At 65.3% G+C, this 16,430-nt stretch carries 14 protein-coding genes; 6 read left to right on the top strand and 8 right to left on the bottom strand.

Translation table 11 applies throughout. The annotated features are described in order from the left end of the window. Positions 1 to 87 precede the first annotated feature (87 nt). The 8 genes from PVA39_RS01965 to glcD form a co-directional block, all read right to left on the bottom strand. Positions 88 to 1,236: an FAD-dependent oxidoreductase gene (locus tag PVA39_RS01965; RefSeq protein WP_274122563.1), complete on the bottom strand. Its 1,149-nt coding sequence runs from the start codon at positions 1,234 to 1,236 to the stop codon at positions 88 to 90. A gap of 42 nt (positions 1,237 to 1,278) precedes the next feature. After that, positions 1,279 to 1,446 (bottom strand): rubredoxin, encoded by a 168-nt coding sequence (locus tag PVA39_RS01960; protein WP_093500578.1) that lies wholly within the window; start codon positions 1,444 to 1,446, stop codon positions 1,279 to 1,281. A 139-nt stretch (positions 1,447 to 1,585) separates the two neighbouring features. After that, complete coding sequence (locus tag PVA39_RS01955) at positions 1,586 to 3,286, bottom strand: L-lactate permease (protein ID WP_274122562.1); 1,701 nt, start codon at positions 3,284 to 3,286, stop codon at positions 1,586 to 1,588. Positions 3,287 to 3,585: 299 nt separating this feature from the next. Further along, complete coding sequence (locus tag PVA39_RS01950; RefSeq protein ID WP_274122561.1) at positions 3,586 to 5,763, bottom strand: malate synthase G; 2,178 nt, start codon at positions 5,761 to 5,763, stop codon at positions 3,586 to 3,588. Between the two features lie 134 nt (positions 5,764 to 5,897). Further along, the gene (locus tag PVA39_RS01945; protein ID WP_274122560.1) at positions 5,898 to 6,296 is read right to left on the bottom strand and encodes a heme-binding protein; all 399 of its coding nucleotides are present in this window, start codon (positions 6,294 to 6,296) and stop codon (positions 5,898 to 5,900) included. 188 nt (positions 6,297 to 6,484) lie between these two features. Beyond that, entirely contained in the window at positions 6,485 to 7,702 is a 1,218-nt protein-coding gene (gene glcF, locus PVA39_RS01940; RefSeq protein WP_274122559.1) for a glycolate oxidase subunit GlcF, read from the bottom strand. A gap of 3 nt (positions 7,703 to 7,705) precedes the next feature. Continuing rightward, a complete protein-coding gene (gene glcE, locus PVA39_RS01935; protein ID WP_274122558.1) occupies positions 7,706 to 8,761 on the bottom strand; it encodes a glycolate oxidase subunit GlcE in 1,056 nt (351 codons plus the stop codon). Next, positions 8,761 to 10,260, bottom strand: a complete 1,500-nt coding sequence (gene glcD / locus PVA39_RS01930) for a glycolate oxidase subunit GlcD (protein ID WP_274122557.1) — start codon at positions 10,258 to 10,260, stop codon at positions 8,761 to 8,763. The genes glcE and glcD overlap by 1 nt, the downstream gene beginning before the upstream one ends. A gap of 248 nt (positions 10,261 to 10,508) precedes the next feature. Here glcD and glcC point away from each other — a divergent pair, with 248 nt between their 5' ends. The 6 genes from glcC to PVA39_RS01900 all read left to right on the top strand — a co-directional run bounded on the left by glcC (position 10,509) and on the right by PVA39_RS01900 (position 16,382). Next, positions 10,509 to 11,270 carry a transcriptional regulator GlcC gene (glcC, locus tag PVA39_RS01925; RefSeq protein ID WP_274123408.1) on the top strand — a complete coding sequence of 254 codons (762 nt, stop codon included), beginning with the start codon at positions 10,509 to 10,511 and terminating at the stop codon, positions 11,268 to 11,270. A gap of 71 nt (positions 11,271 to 11,341) precedes the next feature. Continuing rightward, on the top strand, positions 11,342 to 11,881 hold the full coding sequence (locus PVA39_RS01920; RefSeq protein WP_443200930.1) for a chorismate--pyruvate lyase family protein: 540 nt from the start codon (positions 11,342 to 11,344) through the stop codon (positions 11,879 to 11,881). A gap of 55 nt (positions 11,882 to 11,936) precedes the next feature. Further along, positions 11,937 to 12,827, top strand: coding sequence for a 4-hydroxybenzoate octaprenyltransferase (gene ubiA / locus PVA39_RS01915; protein WP_274122556.1), 891 nt, complete (start codon positions 11,937 to 11,939; stop codon positions 12,825 to 12,827). Positions 12,828 to 12,925: 98 nt separating this feature from the next. Further along, positions 12,926 to 13,615, top strand: a complete 690-nt coding sequence (phoB, locus tag PVA39_RS01910) for a phosphate regulon transcriptional regulator PhoB (protein WP_013789402.1) — start codon at positions 12,926 to 12,928, stop codon at positions 13,613 to 13,615. A gap of 52 nt (positions 13,616 to 13,667) precedes the next feature. After that, positions 13,668 to 14,972, top strand: coding sequence for a phosphate regulon sensor histidine kinase PhoR (gene phoR, locus PVA39_RS01905; protein WP_274122555.1), 1,305 nt, complete (start codon positions 13,668 to 13,670; stop codon positions 14,970 to 14,972). A 69-nt stretch (positions 14,973 to 15,041) separates the two neighbouring features. Further along, positions 15,042 to 16,382: a hemolysin family protein gene (locus PVA39_RS01900; RefSeq protein ID WP_274122553.1), complete on the top strand. Its 1,341-nt coding sequence runs from the start codon at positions 15,042 to 15,044 to the stop codon at positions 16,380 to 16,382. Positions 16,383 to 16,430 lie beyond the last annotated feature (48 nt).

Here is a 16,430-nt window from a genome sequence, read left to right as displayed (position 1 = left end):
GCCTGGTGAGAATGGCACGCTCTGGGGGCCTTCGCCAGCCCCGCACCAGGCTAAATCGGCCATTTTTGTCGAATGGATGGCAGATCGCTACGCCAGCAGCGCTGGGAGCTCACGGTTGAGTGCCAGCCGTTCCTGCACCGCGGAGCCGGTCAGCGCATAACCGAGCAGCGCGCCGCTGGCGTCGTGGCACAGCGCGCGGATATCGGCGCCGCTGCCTTCGACCGTCCACTTGCCCTGGCTGCCGCGTGGAGGCGGTGACACCACCAGCGGGCAGGCCGGGGTCTTCACGGTGACCGGCATGGCGCCGTAGGCCACCTCGCTCGGCGCGCCGCCCAGGGTCTTGGCCAGCGCCCGGGCACAGGCCATCAGCGGCATGACGTAGAGCAGGTTGAGGCCGTCGACCTCGGCGCAATCGCCCAGGGCGTAGATATGCTCGTGGGACGTACGCAGCAGACGGTCGACCACGATGCCACGGTTCACCGCCAGGCCAGCGGCGGCGGCGAGCTCGGTACGCGGGCGCAGGCCGACGGCGGAGATCACTGCATCGCAGGCAATAGTGCGGCCATCGGATAGATGCGCTTCGAGCCCACTGGCCGCGTGCTGCAGGCGACTGACCACCGGCCCGAGGTGAAAGCGCACGCCCAGTGCTTCGAGGCCACTTTGCACCGCGGCGGCGGCTTCGGCCGGCAGCAAGGCAGGCATCAGCTGCTCGCAGGGCGCCACCAGATCGACCTCATAGCCGCCCAGGGACAGATCGTTGGCGAATTCACAACCAATCAGCCCGGCGCCGAGAATCAGCACCTTGCGCTTGCCCTCGACGGCCTGGCGAAACCGCCCATAGCCCTGCAGGTCATTGACCGTGAACAGCTGATCCGCCGCGTCGCCCTCGATAGGCACGCTGAGCACCTCGGCGCCCCAGGCCAGCACCAGGTCGCGGTAGGCCACCGCCTCCTCGCCGATCCACAGGCGGCGATCGCCCGGATCGATCCCGGTCACCCGCGTATGCGTCCACACCTGGGCATTGAGCTGCTCGGCCATGGCACCTGGCTCGGCCATGCTCAGGCCGTCGGCGTCCTTGTTCTTGCCGAAGCCGGTGGACAGCATCGGCTTGGAATACGAGCGCCCGTCGTCGGCGGTGATCAGCAGCAGCGGCGTTTCGCTGTCCAGCTTGCGAAACTCGCGGGCCAGGTTGTAGCCGGCCAGGCCGGTGCCGATGATGACGACGGGATCACTCATTGTTTGCTCCTGTTACGACGCTCGATGGGCGGTGCTGCCCACTCAGTTGATTTCGATCATCTCGAAATCCATCTTGCCCACACCGCAATCCGGGCACAGCCAGTCATCCGGCACATCTTCCCAGCGGGTGCCGGGGGCGATGCCGTCATCGGGCCAGCCTTCGCGTTCGTCATAGATCAGTCCGCAGACCACACATTGCCACTTCTTCATACAGGCTCTCCGGCGCTAGTCACGGTTATTGCGCGGGCACGCTACCGCAATTGCACGGATGCGCCAAGCCGGCCAGCGGCAAACGCCGCCGGCCGGTGACCTCAGCAACGAGCCCTGCGATAGCCGGTCGCGTCGGGGTTCAGCGAGCGGCCATCAGCGGATCGCTCAGCGCCATGCCATACATCGCCACCAGGGCGATCACGCCGGCGGCGGTCAAGTAATACAGGGTAGGCAGAATGGTCTTGCGCAAGGTGATGCCTTCACGCCCGAGCAGACCGACCGTGGCCGAGGCGGCCACCACATTGTGGATGGCGATCATGTTGCCCGCCGCCGCGCCAACCGATTGCACCGCCACCATCATGGCTCCGGACACGCCGATCAGCTCGGCAGCATTGAGCTGGAACTGCGACAGCATCAGGTTGGAGACCGTGTTGGAGCCGGCGATAAAGGCGCCCAGTGCGCCCACGGCCGGGGCAAAGAACGGATACACGCCACCAACGCTGTCGGCCACCAGCTGCGCCATGGCCACCGGCATCGACACCAGGTCGCTGCCGTTGACCCCGGAGTTGATCAGGATGCGCACCATGGGGATGGTGAAGATCAGCACGAAGCCGGCGCCGAGCAGGGTCTTGCTCGACTCGCCCACCGCCGCCTTGAGTTCGGGCAAGCGCATGCGATGCAGGAAGAAAGTCACCAGCACCACCATGCACAGGATGCCGCCCGGCAGGTACAGCGGCTCGATGGTGCCGGACACGCCGGCCTCACCGAGGATGTCCTTCCAGCCAAAGGTAAAGCTCATCAGTGCCGCTTTCACTTCGGGGAAGGTACGCGAGATGACCAGGAAGACTGCCAGTAGCAGGTACGGCGCCCAGGCCATGGGTACCGAGATCGGCGCCTTGCCAGCCACCTCATCGAGCTTCATCTCGATCTTGCCCATCCACTCGGCCGGCCACTCCTTGGCATCGGCGAAGTCCCAGGTGTCCTTGGGCAACAGGAAACCGGCTTTGGCCGCCGGTACCACGATGGCCAGGCCGACCAGGGCGCCGATCATCGAAGGAAATTCCGGGCCGAGGAATACGCCGGCAGCCATGTACGGCAGGGAGAAGGCGAAAGCGGTGAAGATGGCGAACGGCGCGATGGCCAGGCCTTCCTTCCAGCTCTGATTCTTGCCGAAGAAGCGCGTCATGATCATCACCATGATCAGCGGCATCAGCAGGCCGATCAGGCCGTGGGTGATGGCCACGCGCGAATAGATCAGGTGGAAGAAGGCTTCCCAGGTGCTGCCATTGGCCACCAGTTGCTCGGTGATGCCGGTCTTGTCCAGGCCGGAACCGACGCCCACCAGAATCGGCGTGCCCACCGCACCGAACGAAACCGGCGTGGATTGCACCATCATCCCCAGCACCACGGCGGCCAGCGCCGGGAAGCCCAGGGCCACCAGCAAGGGCGCAGCCACCGCAGCCGGCGTGCCGAACCCGGAGGCGCCTTCGATGAAGCAGCCGAACAGCCAGGCGACGATCAGCGCCTGCACCCGGCGGTCCGGGCTGATATTGGAGAAGCCCCGGCGAATCGCGGCGATGCCACCGGAGTGCTTGAGGGTATTGAGCAGCAGGATGGCGCCGAAGATGATCCACAGGATTGCGGCGGTGAGTATCAGCCCCTGCAAGCTGGAGGCAATGACCCGGTTGAGGGTCATGTCCCAGGCCAGCAGACCGATCAGGGCGGTGAGGACGAACACCAGCGGCATCGCGTACTTGGCCGGCCAGCGAAAGCCGATCAGCAGCACACCCGCCAGCACCAGCGGCACGAAGGCCAGGATGGACAGCAGCGTTTGACTCATGGGTTGGTTCCTTCTTGTTCTTGTGAACCACAGTTTCCGGGGGATAACCCGGCGCCATGCATCTGAAAGGGCCGGGTGCCACGGCACCGACCTTTCCGTGAGCCGCGACGGCTGGGATCCCCAGCGCCGCGCTCATGCCCGAAAGCCCCGACGGTCAGCAACCGTCAGGGCTTGGTACTGCTCCGTGGAGTTAGTCCACGGTTGTGAGTTGCTTTTATGGGAGCGGCTGGGCGGCATTACGCTTTAGCCGCGACAAGCAAACTACAAACAGCTCACGGCTGAAGCCCTCTCACAGTCGTTCAAACCTCCTCTTTGAAGCGCAGCCGCCAGACGTGCAGCAGCGGCTCGGTATAACCGGATGGCTGCTCGCGGCCCTTTAACACCAGCTCGCTGGCAGCGCGGAAGGCATGGGACTGCTCGAAATTCGGTGCCATCGGCCAGTAGGCCGGATCGCCGGCGTTCTGACCGTCGACCACCTGGGCCATGCGCTGCAGCGTTTCGCGCACCTGGGTTTCGCTGACCACGCCGTGGTGCAGCCAGTTGGCGATGTGCTGGGCCGAGATGCGCAGGGTGGCGCGGTCTTCCATCAGGCCGACGTTGTGGATGTCCGGCACCTTGGAGCAGCCGACGCCCTGCTCGACCCAGCGCACCACGTAACCGAGGATGCCCTGGCAGTTGTTGTCCAGCTCCTGCTGGATGTCTTCGGCGCTCCAGGGGCGCTCGGCGCTGACCGGCACGCTGAGCAGATCGTTCAGCAGGCTGTCGCGCTGACTGGCCAGGTCGATCAGCTCCAGCTCGCTCTGCACCGCCTGCACGTCGACCTGGTGGTAGTGCAGGGCGTGCAGCACGGCGGCGGTCGGCGACGGCACCCAGGCGGTGTTGGCGCCGGCTTTCGGGTGGCCGATCTTCTGTTCGAGCATGGCCGCCATCAGATCCGGCATGGCCCACATGCCCTTGCCGATCTGCGCCTTGCCGCGTAGCCCGCAGGCCAGGCCGACCAGCACGTTATTGCGCTCGTAGGCCTGGATCCAGGCGCTGGACTTCATGTCGCCCTTGCGCAGCATGGCGCCGGCTTCCATGGCCGTGTGCATCTCGTCGCCGGTGCGGTCGAGAAAGCCGGTATTGATGAAGGCCACCCGCGCGCTGGCGGCCTCGATGCAGGCCTTGAGGTTGACGCTGGTGCGCCGTTCCTCGTCCATGATGCCCATTTTCAGGGTATTGGCCGGCATGCCCAGCAACTGCTCGACGCGGCCGAACAGCTCGTCGGCGAAGGCCACCTCGGCCGGGCCATGCATCTTCGGCTTGACGATATAGACGCTGCCGGTGCGCGAGTTGCCGCGGCGCTTGAGGTCGTACAGGGCGACCAGGCTGGTGACCACCGCATCGAGGATGCCTTCGGGAATCTCATGGCCTTCGCCATCGAGAATCGCCGGGTTGCTCATCAGGTGGCCGACATTGCGCACGAACAGCAGCGAACGACCGTGCAGGGTCAGTTCACTACCATCGGCGGCGGTGTAAACGCGATCCGGGTTGAGGCGGCGGGTGATACGCTTGCCACCCTTGTCCAGCTCCTCGGCCAGATCGCCCTTCATCAGGCCCAGCCAGTTGCGGTAGATCAGCACCTTGTCGGCGGCGTCGACGGCGGCCACCGAGTCCTCGCAGTCCATGATGGTAGACAGCGCCGCTTCCATCAGCACGTCCTTCACACCGGCGGCGTCGGTGCGGCCAATGGGGCTGCTGGCGTCGATCTGGATTTCGAGGTGCATGCCGTTGTTCTTCAGCAGCACGGCGCTCGGCGTGGCAGCCTCACCCTGATAGCCGATGAATTTTTCCGGCTGCGCCAGGCTGGTCTGTGCACCGCTGCTCAGGGTCACCTGCAACTGACCGGCGACCACGGCGTATGCACTGGCCTCGGCGTGGGAGCCTTTCGCCAAGGGCGCGGCCTGGTCGAGGAAGGCGCGGGCGAAGGCGATTACCCTGGCGCCGCGCACCTCGTTATAGCCCGGCCCCTTGCTGGCGCCGCCTTCCTCGCTGATCGCATCGGTGCCGTACAGGGCGTCGTACAGCGAGCCCCAGCGGGCGTTGGCGGCGTTCAGCGCGTAACGCGCGTTCATCACCGGCACCACCAGCTGCGGGCCAGCCTGGCTGGTGATTTCACTGTCGACGTTAGAAGTGCTCGCCTTGACGGTCTGCGGCTGCGGCAGCAGATAGCCGATGGAGCCGAGGAAGGTGCGGTAAGCGTTCATGTCGCGGATCGGCCCGGGGTTGGCGCGGTGCCAGGCATCCAGCTCGCTCTGCAGGCGGTCACGCTCGGCCAGCAGGGCGCGGTTGCGCGGCGCCAGGTCATGCACCAGCGCGTCGAAGCCGCTCCAGAAGGCGCTGGCCTCGATACCGCTGTCGGGCAGCACTTCGCTTTCGATGAACTGCTTGAGCTCGGCGGCTACCTGCAGGCGCTGACATTGCACGCGTTCGGTCATTTTCCTGTTCTCCTGTCTGCAGCCGCCCATGGCGGCGCTGGTCAATCAATCTGTTGTAGGAGCCCCGCCCCGGGGCGAAGCGCTTGATGTTTTGTTCGCCGCGAGGCGCGGCTCCTACAGGCTGTCGTCAGTCTTTACAGCGCTGCTATCCCCGCCTTGGCCACCTGCGCATCCTGTTCGGCCTTGACCCCGGATACACCGACGGCACCGACCACCTGGCCATCTACCAGCACCGGCACGCCACCTTCCAATGACGTCACCAGCGGTGCGCTGAGGAAGGCGCTGCGACCGCCGTTGACCATGTTCTCGTAGCCCTTGGTTTCGCGGCGACCGATGGCGGCGCTGCGAGCCTTCTCGGTAGCGATGTAGGCACCGATCGGCGCGCAACCGTCGAGACGTTCCAGGGCCAGTGGGTGGCCGCCGTCATCGACCACGGCGATGGCCACGGCCCAGCCCTGTTGCTGCGCTTCGCTGCGGGCCGCCTGGAGGATCTGGGCGACTTCGTTCTGGCTGAGTACGGCTTTGTGGTGCATGGCATACCTCGTATTCGTGGCTTTATCCCCTCTCCCGAGGGTTCAGTTGTAGGGTGGATGTCGCTTTTTACATCCACCGCTTTGGTGGATCGGTGAAGCGTGATCCACCCTACGGTTGGTCGCGTAGCCCGGATGCAATCCGGGGTTTACGGTGTCGGATTTCATCCGGGCTACGTTTGCTGTGATGGTCAGCTCATTGCCTCTTCGACGATCTCGATCCAGTGCCTAACCGGCGTCCGGCCGGCGCCGTCCAGGTGGGTCTGGCAGCCGATGTTGGCGGTGACGATGGCGTCGGGCTTGCCGCTTTCCAGAGCCTTCAACTTGTTGTCACGCAGCTGCCGCGACAGCTCGGGCTGGGTCAGCGAATAGGTGCCGGCCGAGCCGCAGCAGAGGTGGCCGTCCGGCACCGCTGTCAGGCCGAAGCCGAGGCGCGTCAGTACGCCTTCAACCGCGCCGCCGAGCTTCTGCGCATGCTGCAGGGTGCAGGGGCAATGGAAGGCCAGGCGTTGTTCGGCACGTACCTGCAACTGTTCCAGCGCCTCGCCCTGCAGCACCTCGACCAGATCCTTGGCCAGGGCGCTGACCCGCGCCGCCTTGGCCGCGTAGGCCGGGTCGCTGGCGAGCAGGTGACCATAGTCCTTGACGAAGGCACCACAGCCGCTGGCGGTCTGCACGATGGCTTCGGCACCGGCTTCGATTACAGGCCACCAGGCGTCGATGTTCTGTCGGGCGCGTTGCAGCCCTGCTTCCTGGGCGTTGAGGTGATAGTCCACAGCGCCGCAGCAGCCGGCTTCGTGGATCGGCGTGACGCTGATGCCGAGGCGATCCAGCACGCGTGCGGTGGCAGCATTGGTATTGGGCGACAGCCCCGGCTGCACACAGCCTTCGAGCATCAGCACGCGGCGCGCATGTTGCTCGGTCGGTCGCGGTTTGGCCGGGCGAATCTCGCGCGGCAGCTTGGCTTTGAGCGCGGCCGGCAGCAGCGGACGCAGGGCCAGACCGGCCTGGGTCAGCGTCTTGAATAGCGCTGGTCGCGGTACCACGGCGCGCAGGCCCTGGCGCAACAGGCGTTCATTCAGCGGCCGTGGCACCGCTTGCTCGGCCACTTCGCGGCCAATATCCAGCAGGTTGTGGTATTGCACGCCGGATGGGCAGGTGGTTTCGCAGTTGCGGCAGGTCAGGCAGCGATCCAGATGCTGCTGGGTCTTGGCCGTGACTTCATTGCCTTCGAGCATCTGCTTGATCAGATAGATGCGCCCGCGCGGGCCGTCCAGCTCGTCGCCGAGTAGCTGATAGGTCGGGCAGGTGGCGTTGCAGAAGCCGCAATGCACGCAGGAGCGCAGGATGCGTTCGGCTTCCTCGGCGCGCGGTAGGCGTTTGGCCTGTTCACTCAAATTGGTCTGCACGTCTTATACCTCGGCGTACATGCGGCCAGGGTTGAAGATGCCCTGGGGGTCGAGCTGGTTCTTCAACTGGCGCTGGTAGCGCAGCAGCGGTGCCACCAGCGGTTGGAAGGGCTGAACGTGACCGGCGTCGAAGCAGGTAGCATGGCCGCCGAGCTTGGCCGCCACGCGCTGGATCAGCTCGCCATCGGCATCGGTCTTCAACCAGCGCTGCGCGCCGCCCCAGTCGATCAACTGCTGGCCAGGCAGATCGAGCAGGCCGCTATTGGCCGGCAGCGACAGGCGCCAGAGGGTGCCGCTGGCGGTGAAGAACGGCAGGCGCTGTTCGCGTAGCTCATGCCAGTAGCCGTTGTCGATCTCTTCGCCTCCGAGGCGCTGGCGCGCGGCCTGCACCGAGCCTTCGCCCCCTTCCAGGCGCAAATGCAGCGCGGCACCGTCATGGCTGGCGGCGCTGATCGGCAGCGGCTGCTGGCCCCATTCGGCGAGCTTGTTCAGTGCATGCAGGGCGTCCACTTCCAGGCGCAAGCTGAGCACCTGGCGCGGCTTGGGCAGCACCTTGATCGACACCTCGGTGAGCAGGCCGAGGCAACCGAAGCTGCCAGCCATCAGGCGCGACAGGTCGTAGCCGGCGACGTTCTTCATCACCTCGCCGCCGAAACGCAGCAGCTTGCCCTGACCGGTGATCACGCGGGTGCCGAGGACTTGGTCGCGCACCGAACCGGCCCAGGGCCGGCGCGGGCCGGACAACCCCGCAGCGACCATGCCGCCCAATGTGGCGCCCTCGCCCAGGTGCGGCGGCTCGCACGGCAGCATCTGGTTATTGGCCTCCAGTGCAGCCTCGATCTCGGCCAGCGGCGTGCCGGCGCGGGCGCTGAGCACCAGCTCGGTGGGGTCGTAGCTGACGATGCCACGATGCTGACGGGTATCGAGCACCTCGCCGCTGGTGGCGCGGCCCAGATGAGCCTTGCTGCCGCTGCCCTGGATGCGCAGCGGAGTGGCGCTGTTCAGCGCGTGGTTGACCTGTTCCAGCAGTGCGGCGCTGGCGTCGAAATCTTGCGACATCAGAAACGCTCCAGTTCCGGGAAGGGCAGTTGGCCGTGGTGCACGTGCATGGCGCCGAACTCGGCGCAGCGGTGCAGGGTGGGGATGTTCTTGCCCGGGTTGAGTAGGCCGCTGGGGTCGAACGCCGCCTTCACCGCGTGGAACAGGGTGATCTCGTCGCTGTTGAACTGCGCGCACATCTGGTTGATCTTCTCGCGGCCGACGCCGTGCTCGCCGGTGATGCTGCCGCCGACCTTGACGCAGAGTTCGAGGATCTTGCCGCCGATGGCCTCGGCGCGCTCCAGCTCGCCGGGTACGTTGGCATCGAAGAGGATCAGCGGGTGCATGTTGCCGTCGCCGGCATGGAACACATTGGCCACGCGCAGGCCGTATTCCTCGGACAGCTCGGCGATGCCGCGTAGCACGCCGGGTAGCTCGCGACGCGGGATGGTGCCGTCCATGCAGTAGTAATCCGGTGAGATGCGCCCGACTGCGGGGAAGGCGTTCTTGCGCCCGGCCCAGAATTTCACCCGCTCGGCCTCGTCGCGAGCCAGGCGCACTTCGGTGGCGCCGGCTTTCTCCAGCACCTCACGGACGCGCTCGCAGTCGTCGGCGACGTCGGCCTCCACGCCATCCAGTTCGCAGAGCAGGATGGCTTCGGCCTCCACCGGGTAACCGGCGTGAATGAAATCTTCGGCGGCGCGAATGGCGAGGTTGTCCATCATCTCCAGGCCGCCGGGGATGATGCCGGCGGCAATGATGTCGCCCACGGCGCGACCGGCCTTTTCCACCGAGTCGAAGGCGGCCAGCAGCACCTTGGCCACCTGCGGCTTGGGCAGCAGCTTGACCGTCACCTCCGTGACAATACCGAGCATGCCTTCGGAGCCGGTGAACAGCGCCAGCAGGTCGAAGCCGGGGGCGTCCAGGGCGTCGCTACCGAGGGTCATGAACTCGCCTTCGACGGTGAGGATGTCCACCTTGAGCAGGTTGTGCAAGGTCAGGCCGTATTTCAGGCAGTGCACGCCGCCGGCGTTTTCGGCGACGTTGCCACCGATGGAGCAGGCGATCTGCGAGGACGGGTCGGGAGCGTAATACAGGTCGAAGGGCGCCGCAGCCTGGGAAATCGCCAGGTTGCGCACACCGGGCTGCACCCGGGCATAACGGGCCTCGCGGTTGATCTCGAGAATCTGGTTGAAGCGCGCCATCACCAGCAGGATGCCTTTCTCCAGCGGCAGCGCACCGCCGGACAACCCCGTGCCGGCGCCGCGCGCCACAACCGGCACGCCACGGGCGTGGCAGAGCTTGAGCAACTGCTGCACCTGCTCGATACGCTCGGGCAGCACCACCAGCATGGGCGTGCTGCGGTAGGCGGACAGGCCATCGCACTCGTAAGGCTTGAGGTCTTCCTCGGTGTGCAGGATGTCGAGGTCGGGAAGGCGCTGGCGCAACTCGGCCAGCAGGGCGGTCTTGTCGACCTCGGGTAGCGCGCCGTCGACGCGCTCGTCGTACAGAATGCTCATGGCAGGCTCAATCTTGGACGTTGTTGTTATTGGTGGTCATGCCACGACCTGGGTTGCAGGTTTAGGCGCCTCGGCGCCAGGTGTCCATTAACCGATAAGCTGGTAGGACCAGTTTCTTTCGCCTGGCTTTCAGGCGTATTGGCTCGGACGGCCTATCCTCAAAGGCCTTGAACATGAATGCCACTCTTTATAAAAAGTGATAGCCAACTGGTACGACCAGTTGCTGGAGGCCTGATTTGGATATCAACCTGAACACTCCACGCCGCCAGGTCAGCGACGTGGTGGCCGAGCGCATCGAACGGCTAATCGTCGATGGCGTACTCAAAGTGGGCCAGCCGCTCCCCTCGGAAAGACGTCTGTGCGAGAAGCTGGGCATCTCTCGCTCGGCATTGCGCGAGGGGCTCAAAGTGCTGCGTGGGCGCGGCATCATCGAGACGGCCCAGGGCCGTGATTCACGGGTGGCCAAGCTCAGCGGCGAGCGCGATGCCAGCCCGCTGATGCATTTGTTCGGCTCACAGCCGCGTACCCTGTACGACCTACTGGAGGTGCGCGGCCTGCTCGAAGGCGAGTCGGCGCGCCTGGCGGCGCTGCGCGGTACCGATGCGGACTTCGTGCTGCTGACCCGGCGTTACGAGGAGATGCTGGCGGCCCATGCCCAGGAGAACCCAGTCGACCCGCGCGAACATGCGCGCCGCGATCACGCTTTTCACCTGGCGATCTGCGAGGCCTCGCACAACCCGGTGCTGGTACACACCCTGCAATCGCTCACCGACCTGATGCTCAGCACCGTGTTCGCCTCGGTGAACAACCTCTATCACCGCCCGGCGCAGAAACGGCAGATCGACCGCCAGCACTCACGGTTGTATCACGCGGTGATCGAACGCCTGCCGGAACAGGCCCAGCGCGCCGCGCGCGACCATATCCACAGCATCCGCGACAACCTGCAGGAGATCGAACAGGAAGAGCAGCGCCTGGTGCGCGCGACCATGCGCCTTGAAGGCTGGTCGTGAGCAGGCCGGCCAGCGCTGCCCCACAGACGCCGTGGTAGACTCGCGCCCATAGCCCACAACGAATCCAAGCCGTGTCACTCGCCTCCCCCACCCCTCATTGGCTGAGCGCCGACCAGCTATCGCCCGCAGCGGCCAGCTCGGTGCGCGATTGGCTATTCAACCAAGACTCCCTGACCCGCCGACTGACCGCACTCTCCGCTGGCAGCTTCAGCGTCACGCCACTGCGCGAAGGCTGGCTGAGTATGCGTGACGACGAGTGCACAGCACTGGACGTACCACCAGGCAGCATGGGCTGGGTGCGCGAGGTGTACCTGCGCGGCAACGGCCAACCCTGGGTGTTCGCCCGCAGCGTGGCTGCCCGGCAGGTGCTGGAAGGCTCGGGCCTGGACCTTCAGCAACTGGGCAGCCGCTCCCTGGGCGAGCTGCTGTTCAGCGATCAGGCCTTTGCTCGCGGCGAACTGCAGGTCTGCCGCTACCCAGGCGCCTGGCTACCGGCAGAAGCCGTGCAGGACGGCTTGTGGGCGCGGCGTTCGTGCTTTCGCCGCGAACAGCTGGCCGTGCTAGTCGCCGAAGTATTCCTGCCGGCTTTCTGGCCCGCGGCGAGCCGCTGACCCGCGGCCGGCGCGCCGCCGTATAATCCGCGCACCGCGCCAGGAGAACCGCCCGATGTACATCCGCATGCTGCAATCGCTCAATCGCCTGCATCCGCGCACCTGGGATTTCCTGCAGCTGATGCGTATGGACAAACCCATCGGCATCTACCTGCTGCTGTGGCCGACGCTATGGGCGCTGTGGATTGCCGCCGAGGGCGTGCCGAGCCTCAAGAACCTGGTGATCTTCGTGGTTGGCGTGGTGCTGATGCGCGCCGCCGGCTGCGTGATCAACGACTACGCTGACCGCAACTTCGACGGCCACGTCAGCCGCACCAAAGCGCGCCCGCTGGCCAGCGGAAAGGTCACCGCGCGCGAGGCGCTGATCCTCTTCGCCGTGCTGATCGCCCTGAGCTTCGCCCTGGTGCTGCTGACCAACGCCACCACCGTGTGGCTGTCGTTCGGCGCTCTGGGCGTGGCAGCGCTATACCCGTTCATGAAGCGCTACACCTATTACCCCCAGGTGGTGCTCGGCACGGCATTCTCCTGGGGCATGCCGATGGCCTTCACCGCCGAGACCGGCGAGCTGCCGGCAGCGGCTTGGTTGCTGCTGCTGGCCAACGTGATCTGGACCGTCGCCTACGACACCTACTACGCCATGGCCGACCGTGAGGACGACCTGAAGATCGGCGTGAAATCCACCGCCATCCTCTTTGGCGATGCCGACCGGGTGATCATCTTCGGCCTGCAGGGCCTGGCATTACTCTGCCTGGTGCTGGCCGGTGCACGTTTCGAGCTGGGCCTGTACTTCCATCTCGGCCTGCTGGTGGCCGCCGGCTGCTTCGCCTGGGAATTTCACATGACCCGCCAGCGCGAACCGATGGTCTGCTTCCGGGCCTTTCTGCACAACCACTGGGCCGGGCTGGCGATCTTCGTCGGCATCGTGCTGGATTACGCGTTGCGCTGAGCGCCGCGCGGGAGGCCTGCCGCACAGCTGTCATATCACTGCAATAATTCCGTTATCTAATGCGCCGCATGACAGTTGAATGAACAGAGGCTCAACCCATGGTTGGCAAGAACATCCTGATCGTCGATGACGAAGCGCCGATCCGCGAAATGATCGTGGTGGCGCTGGAAATGGCCGGCTACGAGTGCCTGGAAGCGGAAAGCACTGCCCAGGCCCACGCCATCATCGTCGACCGCAAACCCGACCTGATTCTGCTCGACTGGATGCTGCCCGGCACCAGCGGTATCGAGCTGGCGCGGCGCCTGAAGCGTGACGAGCTGACCGGCGACATTCCGATCATCATGCTCACCGCCAAGGGCGAAGAGGACAACAAGATCCAGGGCCTGGAAGTCGGCGCCGACGACTACATCACCAAGCCCTTCTCGCCCCGCGAGCTGGTCGCCCGCCTCAAGGCCGTGCTGCGCCGTGCCGGCCCCGGCGACAACGAAGGGCCGATCGAAGTGGGCGGCCTGCTGCTCGACCCGATCAGCCACCGCGTGACCATCGACGGCAAGCCCGCCGAAATGGGCCCGACCGAATACCGCCTGCTGCAGTTCTTCATGACTCATCAGGAGCGCGCCTACACCCGCGGCCAGTTGCTTGACCAGGTGTGGGGCGGCAACGTCTACGTGGAAGAGCGCACCGTGGACGTGCACATACGCCGCCTGCGCAAGGCGCTGGGCGAGGCCTACGAAAATCTGGTGCAGACGGTACGCGGCACCGGGTATCGTTTTTCCACCAAGGGCTGAGCGATAGCCTGCAACTGACCATCACAGGGACCCGCCGGCGGATGAGCGAAACGTGACGAGTAACTGGCGTGGCGCCATAACCCGCCGTTTAGTGCTGCTGATCGCGGCCTGCCTGGCCGCTGGTGTGATCACCGGCGAATATGCCTGGGCCATCGCCATCGGCCTGGCTGCTCATCTGTTGTGGAACCTTGGCCAGCTGCTGCGCCTGCATGCCTGGCTCAAGGATCATCAACCCGATGAACCACCGCCCGACGGTTACGGCCTGTGGGGCGAAGTTTTCGACAGCATCTACCACCTGCAGCGCCGCAACCAGCGCGCCCGCGGGCGCCTGCAGGCGGTGATCGACCGCGTACAGGAATCCACCGCAGCATTGCGCGATGCGGTGATCATGCTCGACAGCCACGGCAACCTGGAATGGTGGAACAAGGCCTCGGAAACCCTCTTGGGCCTGAAAACGCCCCAGGACAGCGGCCAGTCGATCACCAACCTGGTGCGCGACCCACGCTTCAAGGAGTACTTCGAGCGTGGCAATTTCCTCGAGCCCCTCGAACTGCCCTCACCGGTCAACCCGCGCAAGCAGCTGCAACTTAACGTCACCCGTTACGGCAACCAGGAACACCTGATGCTGGTGCGCGACGTCACCCGCCTCCATCAGCTGGAGCAGATGCGCAAGGACTTCGTCGCCAACGTCTCCCATGAACTGCGCACACCGCTGACGGTGATTTCCGGTTACCTGGAAACCCTCCACGACAACGTCGACGACATCAACCCACGCTGGCGCCGCGCCCTGCAGCAGATGCAGCAGCAAGGGGCCCGCATGCAGGGCCTGCTCAACGATCTGCTGCTGGCCAAGCTGGAAGCCACCGATTATCCCTCCGACAACCAGCCGGTGGCGGTCGACACCCTGCTGCAAGCGATCAGAAATGACGCCCTGGCGTTGTCCGCCGAGCGCAACCACCGTATCAGCCTGGAGGCCGACGCCGCCCTCAAGCTCAAGGGTAGCGAGTCGGAGCTGCGCAGCGCATTCTCCAACCTGGTGTTCAACGCCGTGAAGTACACCCAGGCTGGCGGGGAAATCCGCATTCGCTGGTGGCAGGACGGCCAGGGCGCACACCTGTCGGTGCAGGACACCGGCCCCGGCATCGAAGCCAAGCACCTGCCGCGCCTGACCGAACGCTTCTACCGGGTCGACTCCAGCCGTGCCAGCCATACCGGCGGTACCGGCCTGGGCCTGGCCATCGTCAAGCATGTGCTGTTGCGCCACCGCGGCCACTTGGAGATCACCAGCGTGCTGGGCAAGGGCAGCCTCTTCACCTGCCATTTCCAGCCAGCGCAGATCGCCGCGTCAGCCCACTGACCGCGGCCCTCTTGCAAAGCGCCCTTCCAGGCCCCACCCTTTAGCAATATCCGGTCACACGAACCCCTTATGGATCCCTCTACGAGCGTCTCCTTCTCCAGTTATTTCGCTGACATGGGCCTCGTGCTGTTTGCCCTCTTTCTGGTGCTGCTCAACGGCTTCTTCGTCGCCGCCGAGTTCGCCATGGTCAAGCTGCGGGCCACCAAGGTCGAGTCACTGGCCAAGAAAAACGGCTGGCGCGGCCACATTCTGCGCACCGTGCACAGCCAGCTCGATGCCTACCTCTCCGCCTGCCAGCTGGGTATCACCCTGGCCTCCCTGGGTCTGGGCTGGGTCGGTGAGCCGGCGTTCGCGCACCTGCTCGAACCACTGCTGACCTCGGTCGGCATCGAGTCGCAGAAGCTGATCCACGGCATCGCCTTCTTCACCGCGTTCTTCATCATCTCCTATCTGCACATCGTGATCGGCGAGCTGGCGCCCAAGTCCTGGGCGATCCGCAAGCCGGAGCTGCTGTCGCTGTGGACGGCCGCGCCGCTGTACCTGTTCTACTGGGCCATGTACCCGGCGATCTTCCTGCTCAACGCCAGCGCCAACGCCATCCTGCGCATCGCCGGTCAGGATCAGCCGGCCGGCCACCATGAGCACCACTACAGCCGCGACGAACTCAAGCTGATCCTGCACTCCAGCCGTGCCAGCGACCCGACCGACCAGGACATGCGCGTGCTCGCCTCCGCCGTGGAGCTGGGTGAGCTAGAAGTGGTCGACTGGGCCAACTCCCGCGAAGATCTGGTCTACCTGGAGCTTAACGCCACGCTCGACGAAGTGTTCAGCCTGTTCCGCCGGCATAAGTACAGCCGCTTCCCGATCTTTGATGAAGCCGCGGGCGAGTTCGTCGGCGTGCTGCACATCAAGGACCTGCTGCTGCACCTGTCGCTGTTGGAGATGCTGCCCTCGACCCTGCGCCTGGCCGAGCTGATGCGCCCCATCGAAAAGGTCAGCCGCAATCTGCCGCTGTCCGATCTACTAGAGCAGTTCCGCAAGGGCAGCGCGCACTTCGCCTTGGTCGAGGAAGCCGATGGGAAGGTGATCGGCTACCTGACCATGGAAGACGTGCTCGAAGCCCTGGTCGGCGACATCCAGGACGAACACCGCAAGACCGAGCGCGGCATCCTCGCCTACCAGCCCGGCAAATTGCTGGTGCGCGGTGACACGCCGCTGTTCAAGCTCGAGCGCCTGCTGGGCATCGACCTGGACCATATCGAGGCGGAAACCCTCGCCGGGCTGATCTACGAAACCTTGAAACGCGTGCCCGAAGAAGAGGAATCCCTGGAGGTCGCCGGCCTGCGCCTGATCGTCAAGAAGATGAAAGGCCCGAAGATCGTCCTGGCCAAGGTCATCAAGCTCGACTGAAGGCACGCTGCCTCAGGCATGCACGCGCCCGGGAATGTGCCGCCGCAA

The sequence above is a fragment of the Pseudomonas sp. CNPSo 3701 genome (assembly GCF_028674975.1).
In the GTDB taxonomy this organism is placed as follows: Bacteria; Pseudomonadota; Gammaproteobacteria; order Pseudomonadales; family Pseudomonadaceae; genus Aquipseudomonas; species Aquipseudomonas straminea.
This window is presented reverse-complemented; position numbering and strand designations above follow the sequence as displayed.